Source organism: Capnocytophaga canis, assembly GCF_000827555.1.
Classification (GTDB): domain Bacteria; phylum Bacteroidota; class Bacteroidia; order Flavobacteriales; family Flavobacteriaceae; genus Capnocytophaga; species Capnocytophaga canis.
The window spans coordinates 13,374-33,295 of sequence record NZ_CDOI01000154.1 but is presented as its reverse complement, the minus strand read 5'-3'; the positions used below and the strand labels follow the sequence as shown (position 1 = coordinate 33,295).

The 19,922-nt window shown below is 35.0% G+C and carries 19 protein-coding genes and 1 pseudogene; 11 read left to right on the top strand and 9 right to left on the bottom strand.

The genetic code is table 11. The features are described from left to right. Nucleotides 1-78 precede the first annotated feature (78 nt). On the top strand, nt 79-1,020 hold the full coding sequence (locus CCAND38_RS06775) for a GSCFA domain-containing protein (protein WP_042344544.1): 942 nt from the start codon (nt 79-81) through the stop codon (nt 1,018-1,020). 243 nt (nt 1,021-1,263) lie between these two features. Here CCAND38_RS06775 and nhaA read toward each other — a convergent pair whose 3' ends face one another. After that, nucleotides 1,264-2,598 carry a Na+/H+ antiporter NhaA gene (nhaA, locus tag CCAND38_RS06770; RefSeq protein ID WP_042009358.1) on the bottom strand — a complete coding sequence of 445 codons (1,335 nt, stop codon included), beginning with the start codon at nt 2,596-2,598 and terminating at the stop codon, nt 1,264-1,266. 472 nt (nt 2,599-3,070) lie between these two features. Here nhaA and CCAND38_RS06765 point away from each other — a divergent pair, with 472 nt between their 5' ends. Both CCAND38_RS06765 and CCAND38_RS06760 read left to right on the top strand, forming a co-directional pair. Beyond that, nucleotides 3,071-3,667 carry a superoxide dismutase gene (locus CCAND38_RS06765; RefSeq protein ID WP_042009361.1) on the top strand — a complete coding sequence of 199 codons (597 nt, stop codon included), beginning with the start codon at nt 3,071-3,073 and terminating at the stop codon, nt 3,665-3,667. Between the two features lies 1 nt (nt 3,668). Then, on the top strand, nt 3,669-4,154 hold the full coding sequence (locus CCAND38_RS06760) for a DUF2753 family protein (RefSeq protein WP_042344524.1): 486 nt from the start codon (nt 3,669-3,671) through the stop codon (nt 4,152-4,154). Nucleotides 4,155-4,716: 562 nt separating this feature from the next. Here the strand turns inward: CCAND38_RS06760 and CCAND38_RS06755 are convergent. After that, nucleotides 4,717-5,040, bottom strand: a pseudogene (locus CCAND38_RS06755) (di-heme oxidoredictase family protein); the annotation flags it as partial. A 260-nt stretch (nt 5,041-5,300) separates the two neighbouring features. On the opposite strand from CCAND38_RS06755, the gene rhaD reads away from it, so the two are divergent. Continuing rightward, nucleotides 5,301-6,113 carry a rhamnulose-1-phosphate aldolase gene (gene rhaD / locus CCAND38_RS06750; protein WP_042344523.1) on the top strand — a complete coding sequence of 271 codons (813 nt, stop codon included), beginning with the start codon at nt 5,301-5,303 and terminating at the stop codon, nt 6,111-6,113. 64 nt (nt 6,114-6,177) lie between these two features. Here rhaD and CCAND38_RS06745 read toward each other — a convergent pair whose 3' ends face one another. From CCAND38_RS06745 to CCAND38_RS06725, 5 genes are all read right to left on the bottom strand, one after another. After that, on the bottom strand, nt 6,178-6,759 hold the full coding sequence (locus tag CCAND38_RS06745; protein WP_082024968.1) for a DUF2891 family protein: 582 nt from the start codon (nt 6,757-6,759) through the stop codon (nt 6,178-6,180). Between the two features lie 441 nt (nt 6,760-7,200). Then, the gene (locus CCAND38_RS06740) at nt 7,201-9,327 is read right to left on the bottom strand and encodes an elongation factor G (RefSeq protein WP_042344522.1); all 2,127 of its coding nucleotides are present in this window, start codon (nt 9,325-9,327) and stop codon (nt 7,201-7,203) included. A gap of 132 nt (nt 9,328-9,459) precedes the next feature. Next, nucleotides 9,460-10,722: a mechanosensitive ion channel family protein gene (locus CCAND38_RS06735; RefSeq protein ID WP_042344521.1), complete on the bottom strand. Its 1,263-nt coding sequence runs from the start codon at nt 10,720-10,722 to the stop codon at nt 9,460-9,462. A gap of 25 nt (nt 10,723-10,747) precedes the next feature. Continuing rightward, complete coding sequence (locus CCAND38_RS06730; RefSeq protein WP_042344520.1) at nt 10,748-11,224, bottom strand: regulatory protein RecX; 477 nt, start codon at nt 11,222-11,224, stop codon at nt 10,748-10,750. Continuing rightward, a complete protein-coding gene (locus tag CCAND38_RS06725; RefSeq protein WP_042344518.1) occupies nt 11,225-11,926 on the bottom strand; it encodes a 5'-methylthioadenosine/adenosylhomocysteine nucleosidase in 702 nt (233 codons plus the stop codon). A 260-nt stretch (nt 11,927-12,186) separates the two neighbouring features. Between CCAND38_RS06725 and rimO the strand changes: the two genes are divergently transcribed. From rimO to CCAND38_RS06700, 5 genes are all read left to right on the top strand, one after another. Next, on the top strand, nt 12,187-13,494 hold the full coding sequence (rimO, locus tag CCAND38_RS06720; protein WP_042344515.1) for a 30S ribosomal protein S12 methylthiotransferase RimO: 1,308 nt from the start codon (nt 12,187-12,189) through the stop codon (nt 13,492-13,494). 96 nt (nt 13,495-13,590) lie between these two features. Next, nucleotides 13,591-14,025, top strand: coding sequence for a DUF3127 domain-containing protein (locus CCAND38_RS06715; RefSeq protein WP_042344513.1), 435 nt, complete (start codon nt 13,591-13,593; stop codon nt 14,023-14,025). Between the two features lie 339 nt (nt 14,026-14,364). Further along, nucleotides 14,365-15,240 (top strand): nucleoside phosphorylase, encoded by an 876-nt coding sequence (locus tag CCAND38_RS06710; protein WP_042009374.1) that lies wholly within the window; start codon nt 14,365-14,367, stop codon nt 15,238-15,240. Nucleotides 15,241-15,242: 2 nt separating this feature from the next. After that, nucleotides 15,243-15,614, top strand: coding sequence for a DUF8840 domain-containing protein (locus CCAND38_RS06705; RefSeq protein ID WP_042344510.1), 372 nt, complete (start codon nt 15,243-15,245; stop codon nt 15,612-15,614). Between the two features lie 72 nt (nt 15,615-15,686). Beyond that, nucleotides 15,687-16,691: an FAD:protein FMN transferase gene (locus tag CCAND38_RS06700; protein WP_042344508.1), complete on the top strand. Its 1,005-nt coding sequence runs from the start codon at nt 15,687-15,689 to the stop codon at nt 16,689-16,691. On the opposite strand, the gene CCAND38_RS06695 is transcribed toward CCAND38_RS06700, so the two are convergent. Together CCAND38_RS06695 and CCAND38_RS06690 are read right to left on the bottom strand one after the other, a co-directional pair. Beyond that, nucleotides 16,677-17,687 carry an NAD-dependent epimerase/dehydratase family protein gene (locus tag CCAND38_RS06695; protein WP_042344506.1) on the bottom strand — a complete coding sequence of 337 codons (1,011 nt, stop codon included), beginning with the start codon at nt 17,685-17,687 and terminating at the stop codon, nt 16,677-16,679. The two genes, CCAND38_RS06700 and CCAND38_RS06695, sit on opposite strands and share 15 nt — an antisense overlap. After that, complete coding sequence (locus CCAND38_RS06690; protein ID WP_042009378.1) at nt 17,687-18,214, bottom strand: ferritin; 528 nt, start codon at nt 18,212-18,214, stop codon at nt 17,687-17,689. Before CCAND38_RS06690 ends, CCAND38_RS06695 begins: the two co-directional genes overlap by 1 nt. 169 nt (nt 18,215-18,383) lie before the next feature. Here CCAND38_RS06690 and CCAND38_RS11630 point away from each other — a divergent pair, with 169 nt between their 5' ends. Together CCAND38_RS11630 and CCAND38_RS06680 are read left to right on the top strand one after the other, a co-directional pair. Further along, the gene (locus CCAND38_RS11630) at nt 18,384-18,542 is read left to right on the top strand and encodes a hypothetical protein (RefSeq protein WP_156129781.1); all 159 of its coding nucleotides are present in this window, start codon (nt 18,384-18,386) and stop codon (nt 18,540-18,542) included. A 320-nt stretch (nt 18,543-18,862) separates the two neighbouring features. Then, nucleotides 18,863-19,684 (top strand): endonuclease/exonuclease/phosphatase family protein, encoded by an 822-nt coding sequence (locus CCAND38_RS06680; RefSeq protein WP_042344541.1) that lies wholly within the window; start codon nt 18,863-18,865, stop codon nt 19,682-19,684. Nucleotides 19,685-19,922 lie beyond the last annotated feature (238 nt).

Here is a 19,922-nt window from a genome sequence, read left to right as displayed (position 1 = left end):
AAAGTACGTACTTTTTTTTGTTTATTTATCTCGTTATCATCTATTTTTGAAAAAAACGTATCTTTGCCCAAAAAAAGAATGTTCAGAACCATCGTTCCCATCCACCCTAATAAAGCTCAAATCCAATTTGAATCTAAAATTGTCAGTTTTGGTTCTTGCTTTTCATTAAATATGGCTAAGAAATTGGGCTATCACAAAATGCGAACAGTTTCTAATCCGTTTGGGATTTTATTTCATCCGTTGGCCATTGAAAAGGTTATTCGTAAATCTGTTAAAAATGAATTATTTACAGAAAAAGATTTCTTTTTTCATGATGATAAATGGCTCTGCTTTGACCTACATTCCGAATTGAGCCAACCAACATTAGATTTTGCTGTGGAACGAGCCAACCAGCAATTAATAATCTCACAAAAGGCTTTGCAATCATCTGATTTTATTTTTATTACGCTCGGAACTGCTTGGGTTTACACGCATGAAACGGGAAAAGTAGTTGCTAATTGCCACAAGGTTCCACAACAACATTTTTCAAAACGACTGCTTTCTTTATTAGAAATAGAGAATAGCTTACAATGTATATTTCAATTAGTTAATATTATAAATCCAAAAATCCATTGTATCTGTACGATTTCGCCTGTGCGACACTTAAAAGACGGATTCACTGAGAATAATATTAGTAAATCTCTATTAATAAGCTCTCTACATTCTGTTATCAAAAAAAGTAGTCATACTTCCTATTTCCCGGCCTACGAAATTATGATGGATGAACTTCGAGATTATCGTTTTTATGCCGATGATATGTTACACCCATCTGATGTAGCTATTGACTACATTTGGAAACGTTTTACTGAAAGCTACTTCTCTCCAGATTGTCTATCTATATTGAAAGAAGTTGACGTTATCCAAAAAGGATTACAACACCGTCCATTTAACACCAACAGTAAGTCTTATATCTCTTTTCAAGAACAACTGCATAAAAAAATAACTCTACTGAAAAAACGATTTCCATTTGTGGAGTTTTAAACTTTTTGGTAAAAAGTTTACATAATTTGAACTCCGTAATTCTTTACTCTCCTTATTAATGAATGAGAATATAAAAAAATATTCAAAAAAAATCATTTTTTTTGTAACATTTGACTTTTTTTGTCGTCTATATAGATGTAGACGAGAGTTTATCCTTTTTAAATTAGTAAAAAACAAGAAAGGCTATCTAAATTATAAGATGGCCTTTTCTTTATGATAAAAACGAAAAATTATGGACTTATTCTACACTTCTTCAACTTCTATCTTATCTTTTTCTTTCTTATTTAACACTAAGTATCCACATATACCACCAAACAGTGATGCTGCAAAAATTCCGATTTTAGCTTGATCAATGAGCATAGGATTCTTAAATGCCAAAGTGGTAACAAATAACGACATAGTAAACCCAATAGCAGCTAAAAGTCCCAAACCAAACAAATTACGTAAATTCATTCCTCGAGGGAAAGTTCCCAGCCCTAATTTTACCATCAATAAGGTAAAACTTACAACACCAATCACTTTTCCGAAAAATAAGCCCAAAGCAACACCAAGAGCCACATTAGTTTCAAAAAGTGTGCTTAACTCAATATCCAAAGAAACTCCTGCATTTGCCAAAGCGAAAATCGGAATCACGACAAAGGTTACGAATGGGTGCATAGCGTGTTCAAGTCGTTGTAGTGGAGGTATTGATCTGCGGGTGTCAATACTCACTTTTTCTAAAAGATGTAGTTGCTTTTCTGTCAATGTTGGACGCGTGTTATTAGGGTCTAAACGCTTGAATCTTTTTAAATAACTTTGAATGTTATGAACAAATTCGCTTTCCTTCATCTGAACATCGGTCGGAATCATAAAAGCAACTAAAACAGCCGATATGGTAGCGTGTACACCTGAAAGCAAGAAAGCAATCCAAACGACAATTCCGATCAAAGCGTAGAACAACACATGACGTATGCCTATGCGTTTTCCTAAATAAAGTAAGAATAACAATGCAAAACCTAAACCTAAGTTAGCGAATGATATTTCAGATGTATAGAAAAATGCAATTACCAATACGGCTCCCAAATCATCAACTATAGCCAAGGCTGTCAAAAACACCTTCAATGATAATGGAATTTTATCTCCCAAAAGATAAAGTACTGCTAATGAGAAAGCTATATCCGTTGCCATCGGGATTCCCCATCCACTATGGGCTTCTCCTGAAGGATTTAAAGCTAAATAAATGATAGCGGGTACAATCATTCCTCCCAGAGCTGCGGCAATCGGTAGCATCGCTTCACGAGGATTTGACAACTCACCTGCTACAATTTCTCGTTTCAGTTCCAAACCAACAACAAAGAAAAACAAAGACATCAATCCGTCGTTTATCCAATGATGAACCGTAAAATTTAAGTAGGGTTCACCATCAAAAACAAATCCGAAATGATGCTCAAAAAAATGAAAATAGGAATCAGACCATGGAGAGTTTGCTAAAAATAAAGCGAGAATTACGTTGATTCCCAAAACAATACCTCCCGATTTCGCCTGTTTTGTGAATTTATAAATCGGAGAGGTTAAACGGTCAAATAGATATTTTTCCATAAGTACTATACATAATATTGTTTATGAACAATTAGTTTCGGTAAAAGTACTAATTTTTTCTTAAAAAAAACGATTAATTGCTCTGTTTTTTTTCCACAAAGTAGTTATTTCCGTAGTAAATATTTGTTTTTCAAAGGAATATTTTTTGAACATATGAAGGGTATGCTGTAACATAAAAGGAATATTGAGAATGTGATTTAGAAAATAACGAATGCATGGAAATGCCATTAAAAATAAAACAAAAAAACTTAATACAAATTAATAAGTAAAGCTGTTTTATTCACTAAAAATTATTCTATATATTTGGTTTACAATTTATTAAAAACTATATTATGAAAATAAATAAAAAAATTACTATTTTTATTTTTTAGACAAGTCTAAATTATTATTTTTGCTAATCTAAACAAAATAAGAGACTGATAATATTAAAAAACTAAAAACCAATAAACTAACTAATTTAATTGTAAGTAAAATGAAAATTAATCACACACTTCCAGAGCTTCCGTATGATAAAAACGCTCTAAACCCGATTATTACCGAAGAAACTTTTGACTATCACTACGGGAAGCATCACGCTGCCTATGTAAACAACCTTGCAGGATTGGTAAAAGATACCGAATGGGAGGAAAAAGACATCGTGGACATCATCCGAAAAAGCCACGCCGAAAACAATGTAGCCATCTTTAACAATGCAGCTCAACATTGGAATCACTCCTTTTTTTGGAATTGCCTGTCGCCCGATGGCGGAAAAAATCCTACGGGAAAAATAGCCGAACTCATCCACCGCGATTTCGGAAGTTTTGAAAATTTTAAAGAGCAATTCTCTACCATTGCTGTAAAATTATTCGGTGCAGGTTGGGCTTGGCTGGCTCAAAATCAAGAAGGAAAACTAGAAATTCTGCCAATGAAAGATGCCTATACTCCGCTTACGGAAAACAAAACGCCTATTCTCACCATTGATGTATGGGAACACGCTTACTATATTGATTACCGAAATGCAAGACCTAAATTCGTGGAAGGTTTCTGGGAATTAGTGAACTGGAATTTTGCTAACCAAAATCTGAAATAATATGAGCGATATTTGTATAAATCACATAGAAAATTATTGGAAGTTACTAACCGAAGAGGCTAATAATTTTTTCAATCAAGAAAAGTACGAACTGGCTTTGGATAGCTATCTCAATGCCTTGTACAGAGCCGAAGTACTCAGCAATAATTTGCAAGACTGTATTCGTATGAAAGTGCCTTTCGTACAAGTGTATACTATTTCGTGTTACAATTTGGCAAATTGTTATCAAGAAGTTAAGGACTTGAGCAGAGCCGAAGAGATACTGCAAAAGGCTATATATTTTCTTTTACATCTTTATGAAAAGAATTATGAAAAAGAGAGTATTCAAAAAGAATTAAGAAAATCTGTTCTAAACTACCTTAGTTTTACTCAAAAAAGTAATGTTAAAACATCAAGAACAGATGCTTTCTTGACTTATTTAAAAAATCAAACAACAAAATATAATTTACAAAATATAAAAACATTTGATTATGTGCAATTCAATTAAACTGGTTCAGAAGGAACAATTACAACTCATTCAAAAAGGAATACTAAGTATTGGGGACAAATTACCTAAATGAGCTCCCTTTACAAGATAAAAAATAAGAAATAAAGATAATAAATGATTGATTATTAATTATTCTGTATTTTGTTCTGAAACGCGATTCTCAACCCTACCTATTACTGCTCTTGTCTTTTTAGTACATACAAAGATGCTCTCGAAAAGACTTTTTTACACACAAAATATATCTTAAAAAACTTTATTCTATTTAGAACAAAACCTCAAAATTGAAAAAGCAAAAAAAACAGAAATAATTTTGATTAAATTGGCCCAGAAAATGGTTCTTACAAAGGTCTCAATCAGCTTCAGACAAAAAATAACAAGTGCAGTGTTTTAATACTCTGCACTTGTTTGTGATTTCATACTCATCTCGAAAAATCAGTTAGTGAACACTATTTAAGGAATATATAGAGAAAAATTTATAATAAACATTCCCAAAAACAGTAAACACAACTTAACAGGTAATACTGTATTTGAGAATAAAGTAGGAAGTGTCTTTAAACAGTTTTTATATTGAATTTATAAACTCCAATAAATCTTCTCGGTCTTTTTTTGAGAGTTGTTTGAATTTTTCTTTGGTATCTTTAGCTTCTCCTCCGTGCCATAAAATGGCTTCGGTTACGTTTTTAGCACGTCCATCGTGAAGAAATTCGGTATGCCCATTTACTAAAAATTGTAATCCAATACCCCAAAGCGGGCGTGTCTTCCATTCATTGCCATCGGCTAAAAAGTCTGGACGACCATCTGCCAAATCTTCGCCCATATCGTGCAAAAGCATATCTGTATATGGATAAAATGTTTGGTTTGCTAATGCTTTGATAGGGCTGCTCCCTTGTAACCACATAACTAACCTTTTATCATGTATATAGTTAGAAATTAAACGTAAAAAAGAATGTCTTAGAGCGATGATTTTATGGTTTCCTCTTAATTCGTGAAACGGTTGAGATATTACAAATTAGTGAACACTGCTTCTTACTCTAAAATATCAACGCTTAAAATTATGATCTTGATCATTTTTAATTCAAAAGATATTTTGTAACTTTGTAGAGTTGAACTTACGTATAATAATTTTAAAAAAAACACATAAAATAAATGAAAACTAAGGAGTTACCAAAGTCAGTTAGAAAAGAAATTAAAAAAGTAAGCGAAGTAGCGAGTTATCTATGGCAACGTGAGTGGGCAGAGCGCAATGCAGGAAACATTTCGATAGATTTGACAGATCACTTCACCAAAGAGTTGATTAATTCCACGCCGAAAAAGTATGTGCCATGTGTGCAACTTCCCAAAGAATCGGCGGGAAAAGTCATTTTTGTGACGGGAACAGGGCGTTATTTACGATCATTAATCCACGATATTAACAAAACGGCTTGTATTTTGCATATTAACGAAACTGCTGATTCGTATGCAATAATTTGGGGAGGAAAGGGTGAAGCTTTTGCACCTACGAGTGAACTGATTTCACATGTTAAAATTCACTGTTTCAATCAAAAGTACAAACCTACACATAAAACAGTGTTACATACCCATGCTATCGAACTTATTGTACTGAGCCACCATGACTTGTTTTACAATGAAGCCAAGTTAAATCATTCATTGTGGAAATTATGCCCTGAAATTAGGGTGTTCGTTCCAAATGGAGTACATTGCTGTCCGTATGCACTTTCTGGTACAGAGAGTTTAGCCGATATTACTATCGAAGGACTTAAAACCCATGATGTTATTCTCTGGGAAAAACACGGTGTGTTAGCTACTGGTGAAGATGTGGTACGAGCCTTTGACTACTTGGATGTTGCAAATAAAGGAGCTAAAATGCTGTTGATGGCGTGGGCTGCAGGTTTTGAACCACAAGGAATGAACGACCAGCAGTTGGATGAATTGGAACGCCTTTTTTTAGGTAAAAAGTAATTTTTCAAGGGAATTAACAGTCCCAAGAGTTTTTACTAATTTTTTTGGGACTGTTTTTTTATACTTAGAACTCGCTCAATGCGTACACTGCAAAACTCGCTAACCAATGACTTCCTCCGTAATTACCTTGGAAAACTAATGGTAAAGCATTGTTTAATAGTTTTTTAGAAGATAAATCAAATTCCTTTTTCAAGCGATGATTCCGAGGTAGCTCTTTAGCAATAGCTTTCATACACCATGCTCTCGAAAAGGACAATCCCACCAAATGCACAATTTGATAATCGTTCAAATCACTGATAATTGGTAATTCTTTGATGTTGTTTAAGCTACGCTTGTCATAAAACTGATTTAACCATTTTGTAAACTCTTTTTTAGGTAGTATACGTCGCATCAAATTGGCAGTTTCCAAACTTGGTGAAAAGAAATCACTGCCATTGGGTTCTAAATAGGCAGGGATATTTTTATCCTTTAAGTAAAAAGCTTTCGACTTTTCAATAAGTTGATTTTCAAAATTTTTATCGCCAACCGTTCTTGCCCAATCAATGGCAAATCCCATCGCAAATGCCGAATTAGGATGTACGCCCGTACGATTAGGATAGGTTTGTTGTTTAAAATTTCCATATGATGTAATTATGAATAATTTCAAATGTCCATACTGTAATCATACACAGCCCTTTCTCAAAACATTCAAAATTAAACCTTTGCTTGAAACCAATTGTTCTAATTGTGGGAGAAGGATTTATCCTAAATTCAACAAGCAGATTCAATCTACATGGACTTATACTTTTTTATTAGGAATTGTTTTAGGAGTAACTCCCCCTATGATACTTTTAGGTCAAGGGTATGATATTTTTAGAGCCCTTCTGTCAGGATTATTTTTAGGGATTATAATGATTTTCTTATACACTTTTATTATTTACCAAACTACAAAATTTGAAAAATGACAATTCAGAAATTTGAAATAAAATGTAAAAACTTTGTCAAAGTCTAATGAAATTGATATCCAATACAAAAAGAACTTTGACAAAGTTTATCAAAAAGGCAAATATGATTTACCTATATTTCGAGCGAAGAATGTTTACTTCTACTAATTCTTAAGCTCTGTAATTCCTGATAACAGCAATTTCTCCTGCACTTCGTGGGTCATCACTTGATACCCCCATAGATGTCGGTTGAATTTCGATTTTCCTTGAGTGATGGAACGCAGCGAAGTGGAGTAGCCATACATTTCGGCAATGGGTACTAAGGCTTTGATTTGCTGATACTGCCGTACGCTATCAATCCCTGTGATTACAGCTCTGCGACTTTGTAAATCGGTCATCACATCGCCCATAGCTACGGTGTCACAAAGTACTTCGAGTTCGTAAATAGGCTCCATAATTTTTGGTGAAGCATTTTTGAACGCTTCAGCAAATCCTGCTGATGCTGCCAATTGGAATGCGATGTCATTGGAATCCACTGGGTGCATTTTTCCATCGAAAATGCTTACCCGAATGTTTTGGCAATATGAGCCTGTGAGAGGCCCTTCTTCCATTTTTGCCATGATTCCTTTTTTGATAGCACCAATGAAGCGAGTGTCTATACTTCCTCCAACGATGCACCATAGAAAATGCAGGTGTCCGCCCCATGGCAATTCGATAAGTTCTTCTTTTCTGATATTCAAATCGGTAGGAAGTGGTCGGTCTGTTTCGTAAGGTTCTATACGTAAATGGACTTCAGCGAATTGTCCAGCTCCTCCTGATTGTTTTTTGTGTCGATATTGAGCTTCTGCTGTTTTTGAAATAGTTTCACGATATGGAATTTTTGGTCTAATTAGCTCCATGTCAATGTTGTACAATGATTTTATACGTTGTTTCACCACATCAAAATGCATTTGCCCTTGTCCGTGAATGATGGTTTGTTTCAATTCAGGTGAATATTGCAATGTAAAGGTAGGGTCTTCCTCCTGAATAACGTGTAACGCATTGGTCAGTTTTTCAAAATCTGATTTTGATGGCGGTACCACAGCCATACGTATTTTCATCTGAGGGAATTTAATTTTTCGGATTTGTACTCCTTCATGTCCTTGGGAATTGAGTGTATTATTAGTATGTGAATTTTTTAGTTTTATGGTAACTCCCAAATCTCCCGCAACCAATTCCTCGACAGCTTCGCGGTTTTTTCCATTTACGACGAAAATTTTATTGATACGCTCATCTTCGCCATTCATTTGGTTTGTGAGTGTGTCACCTGTTTTAATTGTTCCACTGTACACTTTAAAGTAGCTCAATTCTCCGATTTGGGCTTCGTTCAGTGTTTTGTAGATGAAAATAGAAGTCGGTAAATCAGCTTTTGGGGCAAGAGTATCGCCATTTTGTAGTATTCTGGCTGGACGTTGCAGAGGTGACGGACAAATATCTCGAATGAACCCCATCACGCGTCCTGTTCCCTTATTTTCTTTAGATGAAACACAGAAGACGGGGAAGAAGTTTTGTTTACCCATGGCTAATTGTAATCCTTTGGTAAGATCTTCTTCGCTGAGAGTTCCTTGATCAAAATATTTTTCCATCAGACCTTCTTCTTCTTCGGCAGCAACTTCAACCAATTTATTATGAAGTTCTTTTGCTCGGTCGAGTACGTCAGCAGGGATGGACTCTTTTTTAGGTTTTCCTCCGTTGGCATCGAAAGTGTACATTACCATTCGTAGGGCATCGACTATTTTATGAAAGCCTTTATCTATATTGTAAGGAAACTGAATCTCAATGACTTTATCACCAAAAGTAGTTTTGATATCTTGGAGCGATTTGTCGAAATTTGCCTTTTCATGATCTAATTGATTGATAACAAATAGAGTGGGCGTTCCGAATTCATCAATATAGTCTTTATGAAGTTCGTTTTGTACTTCAATTCCTTCTTTAGCATTGATGACTACTACGGCAGTGTCAGCAACTTTTAATCCTGAAATGGCTTCACCAATAAAATCATCAAACCCTGGGGTGTCAATCAAGTTTATTTTTACGTCGCCCCATTGCACATGCATCAGTGAACTGAAAATACTGTGTTTTTTATCTTTTTCCATATCATGGAAATCCGAAACCGTATTTCCTTCCTCAACATTTCCAATTCGGGTGGTAGCTCCCGATTCAAATAACATTGTTTCTACCAATGATGTTTTTCCGCTTCCGGCGTGTCCTAAAAGAACCGCATTCCGAATATTATTTGTGTTGTAACTCATTTTGAATATTTTTTTATATTAAGTTCAGATTCTACTTAGCATAGAACCTATGTTAAAAATACCCCATAAAGGTACAAAATTTTCTAAACACAATGCAAGAAAAATAAAGTTTTTTTTGGATTTGGCAGTGTTTTATTCGGCTGTTTGATTTTTAATCTCTCTTATTGCAGAGAAGTTATGCCCTGTTGGTTCTTGAAATAATCGCAGATTAAACGTTGGCACGATGGCTATAATATGATCAAAAATGTCCGATTGTATTCCTTCGTAAATGATAAATTCTTTAATTTTTGAGAACATATAAATCTCGATAGGGACTCCCTTTTCTGTAGCTTGTAACTGTCTGACTAAGAACATCATGTCTAAGTTCACATACCCTGATTCACGCAAATAATTCTCTACGTACTTTCGGAACGTACCAATATTTGTCAATCGCCGTTGGTTAAATTGCTCTGGTTCATTAGCGTTTACTTGATTGATGATTTTAATTTTATCCTCAATATACTCAGATATAAGACGTATCTTTCGGAAAGTATTTATCTCTTCTTCCGACAGAAAATGGATAGATTCCATGTCTATATTGACATGACGTTTGATGCGTCGTCCATCCGATTCCTGCATTCCTCGCCAGTTAGTGAAGGATTCAGATGTTAGTTTATATGTTGGTATGGTAGTGATAGTTCTATCCCAATTTTGTACTTTAACAGTAGTCAAGCCTATATCTATCACGATACCATCTGCACCATCTTTAGGAAGTTCTACCCAATCACCTACGTACACCATCTTGTTTGCCGAAAGCTGAATACCAGCAACAAAGCCCATAATCATATCTTTATAAACGATTAAAAGAATGGTAATCATGGCTCCCAATCCTGCTAAAATATCCATAAAATTTTTATTCGCAAAAATGGATATGATGGCAACCCCCGCTAAAGAATATAACACTACTTTTCCTAATTGGATATATATTTTGACAATTGCACTCACTCCTTTTAAATGAATGAAAAGCTGTTGAATGGCATTGAGCAATGCATTTAAAAACAAAACAGTAACCACAATGAAATAGACACCAATAAAAGTTGATACAAACCAACGAACTGATGATGAAGATATTAAGTCCTGTAAATTTTGCATTAAAATACCTGGGAAGAAATGAGCAAAATTGGAGAATACGCGATTTTCCATAAAAATATCATCCCATTGATTGGCCGTGTATCCTACAATTTTCGGAATCACCCTACGCATTACAAAAGTTAAAACCCTATCAACCAAATAAGCTAAGGTGAAAATTAATACCAAAATTACGATGGATTGGACAAACACAGCCCAATGATTTTCAAGCCCGTACGATTCAAAAAATGTCACGGATTCTTTGCGATAAAATACTAATCTTTCCATTGTTTATCCTATTTTTAAGTACTTTTTAATCTTCATAAAGTTCATGAACCTTGCTGTAAACCAATTCCGATTCCCATCCTCGATAAAGCAAATAATCAGCTAATTTTCTTTTGGCTTTGTACACGCTTTTTTCTTTAATTTCGGCTTGTTTTTTCTCGGCTAAAGAATCAAAAATTTCTTCATATTCCTCATCGTCAATTTCTTCCATTGCTGAATTGATGATGTAAGTTGATAATCCTCTGAATTTCAATTCCCGCTTGATACGAATCTTTCCCCATTTTTTATAACGTAATTTTCCACGAACAAAACTTTTAGCAAAACGTTCTTCATTGAGAAAATTATTTTGAATCAAGTACACCATAATTTCGTCAATTGCCAAAGGAATCATCCGCATCTGACGTAGTTTCTCGACTACCTCTGCTTGATAACGCTCCTGATAGGCACAAAAAACCTCCATTCTTCGCTTAGCTTCCTCAACGGTATATGTTTTTACGGTTTCCATTTAATTTTGCAGCTCTGAAAAGTATTTTAATAGGTCAATATTGATTTCAGCCGAGAGTTTTCCCGCCTCGTGAACAAAAGTTTGGTAGGAAACCGCATTTCCTTCTCCCGCTTTGTCCGAAATAGCTCTAAGCATAATGAAAGGTATGTTCATCATATAACAGGTTTGAGCAATAGCCGCAGCTTCCATTTCAACAGCTTTTGCCTTCGGGAAATTCGTCTCAATTATTTTTAGTCGCTGAGGTTCAGAAATGAATGAATCACCACTAACGACCATTCCCACATGCAATTGATTACTGTGTTTTTCGGCTACTTTTTTCGCCAAATCAAACCATTTTTTGTCAGGTAAAAAAGCTGGAGGCATTTGTGCTTGTTGTCCTATTTCATAACCAAAAGCCGTTACATCTACATCGTGATGGCGAACTTCGGCAGCTAAGATAATGTCATAAACAACAGTGTCGCCCAATCCTCCTGCTGTCCCTGTGTTTATAATCAATTGAGGTTCAAAGTGTTCTATGAGTAAAGTTGTTCCCACTGCAGCACTTACCTTACCAATACCCGAAAGCAGCACAACTACCGAAAGTCCGTAAAGTTCACCTTCATAAAATTCGAAACGCCCAATTTTAGTTGTTTTTACATTGTTTAATTTAGCTCGTAATGTGCTCACTTCAAGCTCCATAGCTCCTATTATTCCGATCTTCATCTTTTACCTTTATTGTGATTTAGTGAATTACAAAAGTAGAAAAAATATTTGGTTGTGGGAAGTCTTAAAAAATAAGATTCACAGAAAAAAATGAATTCCTCATTCCATATCTGGTTTATCAATTGATAATATTTTCTCTAAAGGAGTTATAATATTATCTTTTCTTTTTATAATTTATATTCCTTCTAAATTAAAACCTTTCATTGAAATACAAAAAATAAATACCTTTGCACCCGAAATAAAACAGGGAAATCAAAAAAATGAGAACCAAATCAATAAAAAAAAATGTCATAAACGTAGTTACATTAGGATGTTCCAAAAACGTTTATGACAGTGAGGTTTTGATGGGACAACTCAAAGCGGGTGGAAAGGAAGTTGTACACGAAAAAGAAGGCAATATTGTGGTTATCAATACATGCGGATTCATCAATAATGCCAAAGAAGAGAGCGTAAACACTATTTTAGATTATGTGCAACGTAAAGAGGAAGGTTTAGTGGACAAGGTTTATGTGATGGGATGTTTAAGCGAACGTTACAAACCTGATTTGGAAAAAGAAATCCCTGATGTTGATCAGTATTTTGGTACTAGCGACTTACCTGCTTTGTTGAAAGTACTGGGGGCAGACTACAAACACGAGCTTATCGGTGAGCGACTTACTACAACACCAAAGAATTATGCCTACCTTAAAATAGCCGAAGGCTGCGACCGCCCATGTAGTTTTTGTGCTATTCCGCTAATGCGTGGAAGCCATCGTAGCACTCCCATTGAAGATTTGGTTCAGGAAGCCGAAAAACTCGCAACCAAAGGTGTGAAGGAGCTGATTCTGATTGCACAAGACCTAACTTATTACGGATTAGACCTTTACAAGCAACGAAAATTAGCCGATTTACTTCGTGCCTTAGTTAAAGTAGAGGGTATTGAGTGGATTCGTTTGCATTATGCCTTTCCGACAGGTTTCCCGATGGATGTCATTGATGTGATGAAAGAAGAACCGAAGATTTGTAATTATTTGGATATTCCGCTACAACACATTTCAGATAGCATCCTCAAAAGTATGCGAAGAGGCACCACCAAAGAAAAAACGACCAAGTTACTAAAAGAGTTTAAACAAAAACTTCCAGAAATGGCTATCCGCACAACGTTGATTGTAGGATACCCTGGAGAAACGCAAGAGGATTTCGAAACCCTTAAAGAATTTGTAAAAGAAATGCGTTTCGATCGTTTAGGATGTTTCACCTATAGCCACGAAGAAAATACTCATGCTTATAGTTTAGAAGATGATGTTCCTGAGGAAGTTAAATTACAACGTGCCAACGATATAATGGAGCTACAATCACAAATTTCGTGGGAACTTAATCAAGAAAAAATCGGAAAAACATTCCGTTGTCTTATCGACCGGAAGGAAGGGAATTACTTTGTAGGTCGTACCGAACACGATTCCCCCGATGTGGATAACGAAGTGCTGATTGACGCTAAAAAATTCTATGTGAAATTAGGTGAATTTATCGATGTAAAAATCATAGATTCAGCTGATTATGACCTATATGCTGAACCTTTAAACCTATAAAACATACAGATTTAGAAAAAAACACTCAGCATCTTTGTATTTTTGTAATATAAATTCCCTACTTTTGTAAAATTAAGAACGTAAAAATATCATACTATGGATTTGCAAGGACGTATAAAATTAATATCACCAATACAACAATTTGGAACAAATGGATTCCAAAAGAGGGAGATCGTTATCACCACCGAAGAACAATACCCTCAGCATGTAGTTTTTGAATTTACCCAAGACAAATGTAGCTTATTAGATGCATTTCAACCGGGACAGTTGGTGCGAATCAGTTTCAATGTACGTGGACGGGAGTGGATAAATCCACAAGGAGAAGCAAAATATTTCAATTCATTGCAAGGTTGGCGTATTGAAAATATGGAAATGGCACAGCAGTATCCGCCACAAGGACAACCTTACCAGCAAGAGCCTTACCAACAGCCTTATGGAGGGCAACCATACGCACAAGCTCCTCAGCAAATGCCACCTGCACAAACTAATGTGAATCAACAAGAGGCTATAGACGACGATTTACCATTCTAACAACATACAAAATTGTCTGAAAAACCATATTTAGTGATGTTACATAGCTGTTAATCTGCTGAATAACACAAATTTTAGATCAAGTTTTTGCTCAACATTAGTTTTTCGGACATTTTTTAATTATCTCACACTGATTTTAAAGAATATAAATCAAATCGGTGTGAGATTTTTTTTGCTATTACATCTCCTAAACTCGGGCAATACGCATAATTTTTTTGAGAGTTAATTTTATACTCTAAAAAAAATATCGTATCTTCGTCTGATGAACAAAAAGGAGAGTTTTAATTTTTTTGGGAAACCTTTCAATAAAGTAAAACCCTATAAAAAAACGGAATAAAAATGATAAAAGAATCTGAACTTATTTTAACTCCGAAGGGGAGTATTTATCACATTGATTTGACCCCTGAACAGGTTGCTACCACCATTATTTTGGTTGGTGATCAAAACCGAGTGGCACGTATTTCGGCTCATTTCGATACCATTGAACATAAGGTACAGAAAAGAGAATTTTGTACACATACAGGAACTTATAAAGGAAAACGTTTGTCTGTGATTTCCACAGGAATAGGACCTGACAACATCGACATTGTAATCAATGAATTGGACGCTCTTTTCAATATTGATTTGCAGACACGCCAAATCAAGGAGAAGCATACACAATTAAACTTCATTCGTTTTGGTACTTCGGGCTCTTTACAGGCTGACATCCCAGTGGAAAGTATTGTGCTTTCCTCCTACGGGTTGGGAATGGATAATATGATGCACAGCTATCGAGATTTAGACAAAGTGGCTGAAAGTGAGATGGAAAACGCTTTTATCAAGCATACACAATGGAGTGAAAATAAAGGTCGTCCATATATCGTAGGTTGTGGTCAGGAGCTGAAAAACAAATTATTAACTTCCGAAATTTTTGAAGGTATCACAGGAACGGCTCCTGGGTTTTATGGTCCACAAGGACGCGTGTTGCGATTGCAAGTACAAGATGCTCAATTGAATGATAAATTGCACAGTTTTAACCACAACGGGCATCGAATGACTAATTTAGAAATGGAAACATCAGCCATCTACGGACTGTCAAAGTTGTTAGGGCATCAAGCCGTTTCACTGAATGTTATCATTGCTAACCGAGCTACACAAACATTTGTTGAAGATACTCAAAAAGCAGTTGAAAAATTGATTCATTTCGGATTGAACCAAATAGCCAAAAACGTTTAAGTATGCAGTCCACTCCGCTAACAGAGCAAGAATTACATAATTTAGCGATGAATATTGTGGGGGCAGCTCTACGCGATGAATTAAAATGGGAATTTTTGCTGGTTAATAGCAAGTTGAAAAAAGACCCTCAGTTTGTTTGTATTGATAAAAACAAGCAACGTTATTTTATCATTGTACGTGCAGTCCTTTACGGTGAAAACCCTGATGCCTATGATGCTGTTTTTATGGAAATTGTCCGACAACATGCCGAAAAACATAACGCAAAAACCTATTTTGCAGGAGTGGGACTAATCAATGTTGAAAATACAACACTTCCTATTTATAAAAATCAGCCTTATCAAGTCAATTTCAAGGGGTTGCTGGAAATTGTGTAACGACTCGGTACCAACTCGTGCAAAATTCATTCAAAAGCTTTACATGAATCCACTTTACAAAATTATTTCAAAATGAAACCTTTTATCAGTATTATTTCTATTTGTGTATTTCTTTTATTTTCCTGTACTCCAAAGGATAAAATACATTTGGTGCGAGGTGAGGCACAAGGCAGTACGTACGCTATTAAATATGTTTCGCACAGCGATGAAGCACTAAAACCTGCTATTGATTCTATCTTAGAGGTCATTGATCTGTCGATGTCTACATACCGACCTGAATCTCTCATATCAAAAATAAATAGAGGAGAGAGAATTACTATTGACCCACATTTTGAAAAAGTATTCTTAGCTTCACAAATCATTTGGCAACAAAGTGAAGGAGCTTTCGATCCAACGGTGGGTGTGTTGGTAAATGCTTGGGGGTTTGGTAAAGAAAAACATTCGAGAAATCTTACTGAAAATCAAATAGATAGTCTAAAACAATTCGTAGGATTTGAAAAAATACGTTTGACAGATGGGAAATACATCGAAAAGCAACATTCTGCCATCTTTTTTGATTTTAATGCCATAGCACAAGGTTATACGGTAGATGTCATTGCTGATTTTTTAAAATCAAAGGGAATTGAAAATTTCATAGTTGAGGTGGGCGGCGAACTGTTTTTAAGTGGACAAAACACCGTAGAAAATAAAAAATGGACGATAGGAATTGAGAATCCTACCTTAGTGGATGAAAATCAATTGATTGCTACAGTGCAATTTTCGAATCAAGGTTTGGCAACCTCAGGGAACTATCGAAAAATTCGGACAGATGCGCTTACTGGGGAAAAATTTGTGCATTCAATCAATCCGAAAACAGGACTTGCCAAACAAAGTAATTTGTTGAGTGCTACAGTGATAACTGACTCATCAATGTACGCCGATGGTTATGCTACAATGCTTATGGTATTAGGTTTGGAAGAAAGCAAAAAATTCTTAGAAAAACACACAAATTTGCATGTTTTATTGGTTTATAACAACGAAAATAATGAGATAAAAACCTTTGAAACAGAGGGTTTTAAGAAATTATCTATGAATTAATGGATATTGTTTACAAATGTTTTTTATAGATTCTTCAAAATCAGTGTAATGAAAGTCTATGAATTGCGAAACTTTACTTCCATCATAAGAAGAAACTAAACTCACAGAATCGGCATTTCGAAGAGTGAGTGTTCTTTTCTTAAGTTGTAGGAAACTGAGTAATCCGTCAATTCTAGCAAGTAATCGAAGTACGTTGTGACTTACTTTCTTATATGGTGGGAGAACTCCTAAGTGTGTTGCAATCGTTTTCATTACATGCTGGTAGGTTTGGTTACTTCCGTTTAATATAAAACGTTGATTTTCAATTTCTGAAAACTGAAGTGCTATCATCGCTCGAACAACATCATCTACATCTACGAAACCCGTACCCCCAGTGGGGAAAAAAGGGAAACGATTAGCTACACGCTTAAATAACGTTCCAGAACCTGAATCCCAAAAATAAGCTCCCAATACTACGGAAGGGTTGACAATCAACACTTTAAGACCTTCTTGTGAACCTCTCCAAACTTCCATTTCGCCACCATGTTTGCTGATAGCATAATCATTATTACTCGCCTCTGGATTCCACTCGCTGTTCTCATCAAGTATTTTTCCCTCCACCGAAGTAATCGTTGCAATGGAACTCACATGGCATAGTTTCTTAATTTTAAAATCAATACATAGATTTACTATATTAGCGGTACCTTCTACATTGATTTTGATAAGTTTTTCGAAATCTGTAGGCTTGAATGAAATAAATCCAGCAACGTGGAATACAAAAACAACACCCCGAAAAGCCTTTTCTAATTCAGGGATGTTGTTTATATCTGCTTTAACCCATTCAATACGAGAAAATTGCTTTTCTCCTTCATCGGACAGGTTTTTAAAAATCGCTTTAATTTTTTTAAGAGAGTCCTCAGAACGATAGATAGAACGTACTTTATATTTTTCATTTTTAGTTAAATGAAATAACAATCGGCTACCGATGAGCCCCGTTCCTCCCGTTACTAAAATCATTACTCTCCTAAAGGAATGCGTTCGTCAATTAGTTTAAGAGCCAATGGACTGTCTTTTTCGTTTGTAAACTCAAACAAATCCAAAATACTGTGAACCAAGCGTTCTTCTTCCAATTGTTCTTCTACGAACCATTGCAAGAAATTTTCACTGGCATAGTCACTTTCTTGACGTGCTTTTTTGAAGATTGCAAAAATCGCTTTCGTAACTTCAATTTCATGTTCCAACGTTTTCTCGTAAACTTCCTGCAATGAAGCGAAGTCTTGCTTTACTTTTCCAACTTCGGGAGCATATGCTCTTGCTCCATTTTCGTTCAAGAAACGGAAAATTTTCATCATATGATCTCTTTCTTCCACGGCATGTCCATAGAAAAACTCAGCACTTCGAGGAAATCCGTTTACCTCACACCAAGATGCCATCGCCAAATAAATTGAACTCGCTTCAGCCTCCATGCTCACTTGTTTGTTGAGCATCTCAATCACTTCGGGATGTAGACTTGTTTGCAATCGGGTGTATTTTACTTTTGCCATTATTTCTGTTTTTTAGTTATAAGTCACAAATATAAATATTAGTTCTTAATTGACAAAATAATTACTTATTTTTTAGGTCTTTTGACATTTTGAGGTAGATTTAATTTTGGGAGCAGAACATAAATGAGCAATTTTAACTACTGTAGAAAGAAAAACAAAATTTCTAATAATGAAGACGTTAAGTACTAAGAATACAAAAAGTTTAGCAAAAGTAATGATAGGCATTTTGCTTTCTTATAAAGATTTTGTAAAACCCATTACGAGTGATAATGAATTTGAAATACGAAGTATTCGTGAACACTTAAAAAAACAGCAGGTAATTTTCTGAAAATCAGTATATTAGTAAGGAATTAAGTTGTGATTTTTATTTTGCCAATCTGTATTGTTATTGGGAGCGAGGATTGAGTGAAAGCACCAACTAACTTATACGACAATATATTCCTAAGATACTTATTTTGAGAAAATTATCAAAGAAAAGATTAAAGAAATTCAATAAAAATTATTGTGTTCCTCATATATTTTATAAATTCGTGGCATAAAAAATTGCACTTTGGGGTTGAATTTGCCGATCAAGAAAACTTCATTTCTTCTTTGCATATAAGAATAAAAACTCGTACTTTTGTTGGGAAAATTTTAAGTTTTTTTGCAATGAAAAAGATATTTTTAGTATTGCTTTATGGTTTTACCCTGTTGGCGTCAGCACAAGAAATCAAAGTCATGACCTACAACATTCGTTATGATAATTCCCACGATGGTATTAATTCATGGACAGACGGAAATAGGAAGGAAAAGGTATTAAAAATGATTCAAGAACAACAACCTGATGTTTTTGGATTGCAAGAAGTATTGCATCATCAATTGGAATTTATCGAATCGCATTTCACGGATTATCATCGAGTAGGTATAGGGCGTGATGATGGCGACAGAGCGGGAGAGTATGCAGCTATATTTTTTAGGAAAGATCTGTACAAGCTTTTGGATACAGGTCATTTTTGGCTCTCTCAAACGCCTATGATACCCTCAAAAGGTTGGGATGCTACTTGTTGTAATAGAATTTGTACATGGGTAAAATTGCAGTATAAAAATAAAATATTCTTTGTATTCAACACTCATTTTGATCATGAAGGAAAAGTTGCTCAGCAAGAAAGTACCAAACTCATACTGCATAAAATCAGCGAGATAGCAGGAAAAAATAAAGTGATATTGATGGGAGATTTCAATATGACCCCTAACAATCCAGCCATTGCTAAAATCTCACAAAAACTATACAATACCCAAACTTCTGAAAAAAATATGACACCTATGCTGGGGACTTACAATGATTTTAATTTATCAACACCTGTAGTGCAAAATATTGATTATGTGTTTTTACAAAAGGTGAAACTCATTGAGTTTAAGATATTAGAAACTCGTTTGGAGGGGTTGTATCCATCTGATCATTTTCCTGTGGTGGTCAAAGTTAGGTTGTAAAAATCTTGGATCTTTGGTGTTTGATAAAAAGCATAGTTCTCTATGATATGATAGCTGTATGCCCATTTTATAATTATTTTCCGATGTAGAGTATCTACTTCATAGGTTAATCCTATGAGAAAAACAGAGAATATTTTCCAAACAAAACTAATGATAGACGAAAAACGTGAAAAGATTTACTTTTTATTAACAAAGATATATTCTTTAAAATCAATGTTTTGTATCAATATAAATGATT

Excerpts from the sequence above, each read along its gene's own strand:
- CCAND38_RS06680 (WP_042344541.1), top strand. The coding sequence starts at position 18,863 with ATGAAAAAGATATTTTTAGTATTGCTTTATGGTTTTACCCTGTTGGCG.
- CCAND38_RS06760 (WP_042344524.1), top strand. The coding sequence starts at position 3,669 with ATGAGCGATATTTGTATAAATCACATAGAAAATTATTGGAAGTTACTA.
- CCAND38_RS06735 (WP_042344521.1), bottom strand. The coding sequence starts at position 10,722 with ATGGAAAGATTAGTATTTTATCGCAAAGAATCCGTGACATTTTTTGAA.
- CCAND38_RS06695 (WP_042344506.1), bottom strand. The coding sequence starts at position 17,687 with ATGATTTTAGTAACGGGAGGAACGGGGCTCATCGGTAGCCGATTGTTA.
- CCAND38_RS06775 (WP_042344544.1), top strand. The coding sequence starts at position 79 with ATGTTCAGAACCATCGTTCCCATCCACCCTAATAAAGCTCAAATCCAA.
- CCAND38_RS06715 (WP_042344513.1), top strand. The coding sequence starts at position 13,591 with ATGGATTTGCAAGGACGTATAAAATTAATATCACCAATACAACAATTT.
- CCAND38_RS06730 (WP_042344520.1), bottom strand. The coding sequence starts at position 11,224 with ATGGAAACCGTAAAAACATATACCGTTGAGGAAGCTAAGCGAAGAATG.
- CCAND38_RS11630 (WP_156129781.1), top strand. The coding sequence starts at position 18,384 with ATGAAGACGTTAAGTACTAAGAATACAAAAAGTTTAGCAAAAGTAATG.
- CCAND38_RS06765 (WP_042009361.1), top strand. The coding sequence starts at position 3,071 with ATGAAAATTAATCACACACTTCCAGAGCTTCCGTATGATAAAAACGCT.
- CCAND38_RS06740 (WP_042344522.1), bottom strand. The coding sequence starts at position 9,327 with ATGAGTTACAACACAAATAATATTCGGAATGCGGTTCTTTTAGGACAC.
- rimO (WP_042344515.1), top strand. The coding sequence starts at position 12,187 with ATGAGAACCAAATCAATAAAAAAAAATGTCATAAACGTAGTTACATTA.
- CCAND38_RS06710 (WP_042009374.1), top strand. The coding sequence starts at position 14,365 with ATGATAAAAGAATCTGAACTTATTTTAACTCCGAAGGGGAGTATTTAT.
- CCAND38_RS06705 (WP_042344510.1), top strand. The coding sequence starts at position 15,243 with ATGCAGTCCACTCCGCTAACAGAGCAAGAATTACATAATTTAGCGATG.
- CCAND38_RS06700 (WP_042344508.1), top strand. The coding sequence starts at position 15,687 with ATGAAACCTTTTATCAGTATTATTTCTATTTGTGTATTTCTTTTATTT.
- nhaA (WP_042009358.1), bottom strand. The coding sequence starts at position 2,598 with ATGGAAAAATATCTATTTGACCGTTTAACCTCTCCGATTTATAAATTC.
- rhaD (WP_042344523.1), top strand. The coding sequence starts at position 5,301 with ATGAAAACTAAGGAGTTACCAAAGTCAGTTAGAAAAGAAATTAAAAAA.
- CCAND38_RS06725 (WP_042344518.1), bottom strand. The coding sequence starts at position 11,926 with ATGAAGATCGGAATAATAGGAGCTATGGAGCTTGAAGTGAGCACATTA.
- CCAND38_RS06690 (WP_042009378.1), bottom strand. The coding sequence starts at position 18,214 with ATGGCAAAAGTAAAATACACCCGATTGCAAACAAGTCTACATCCCGAA.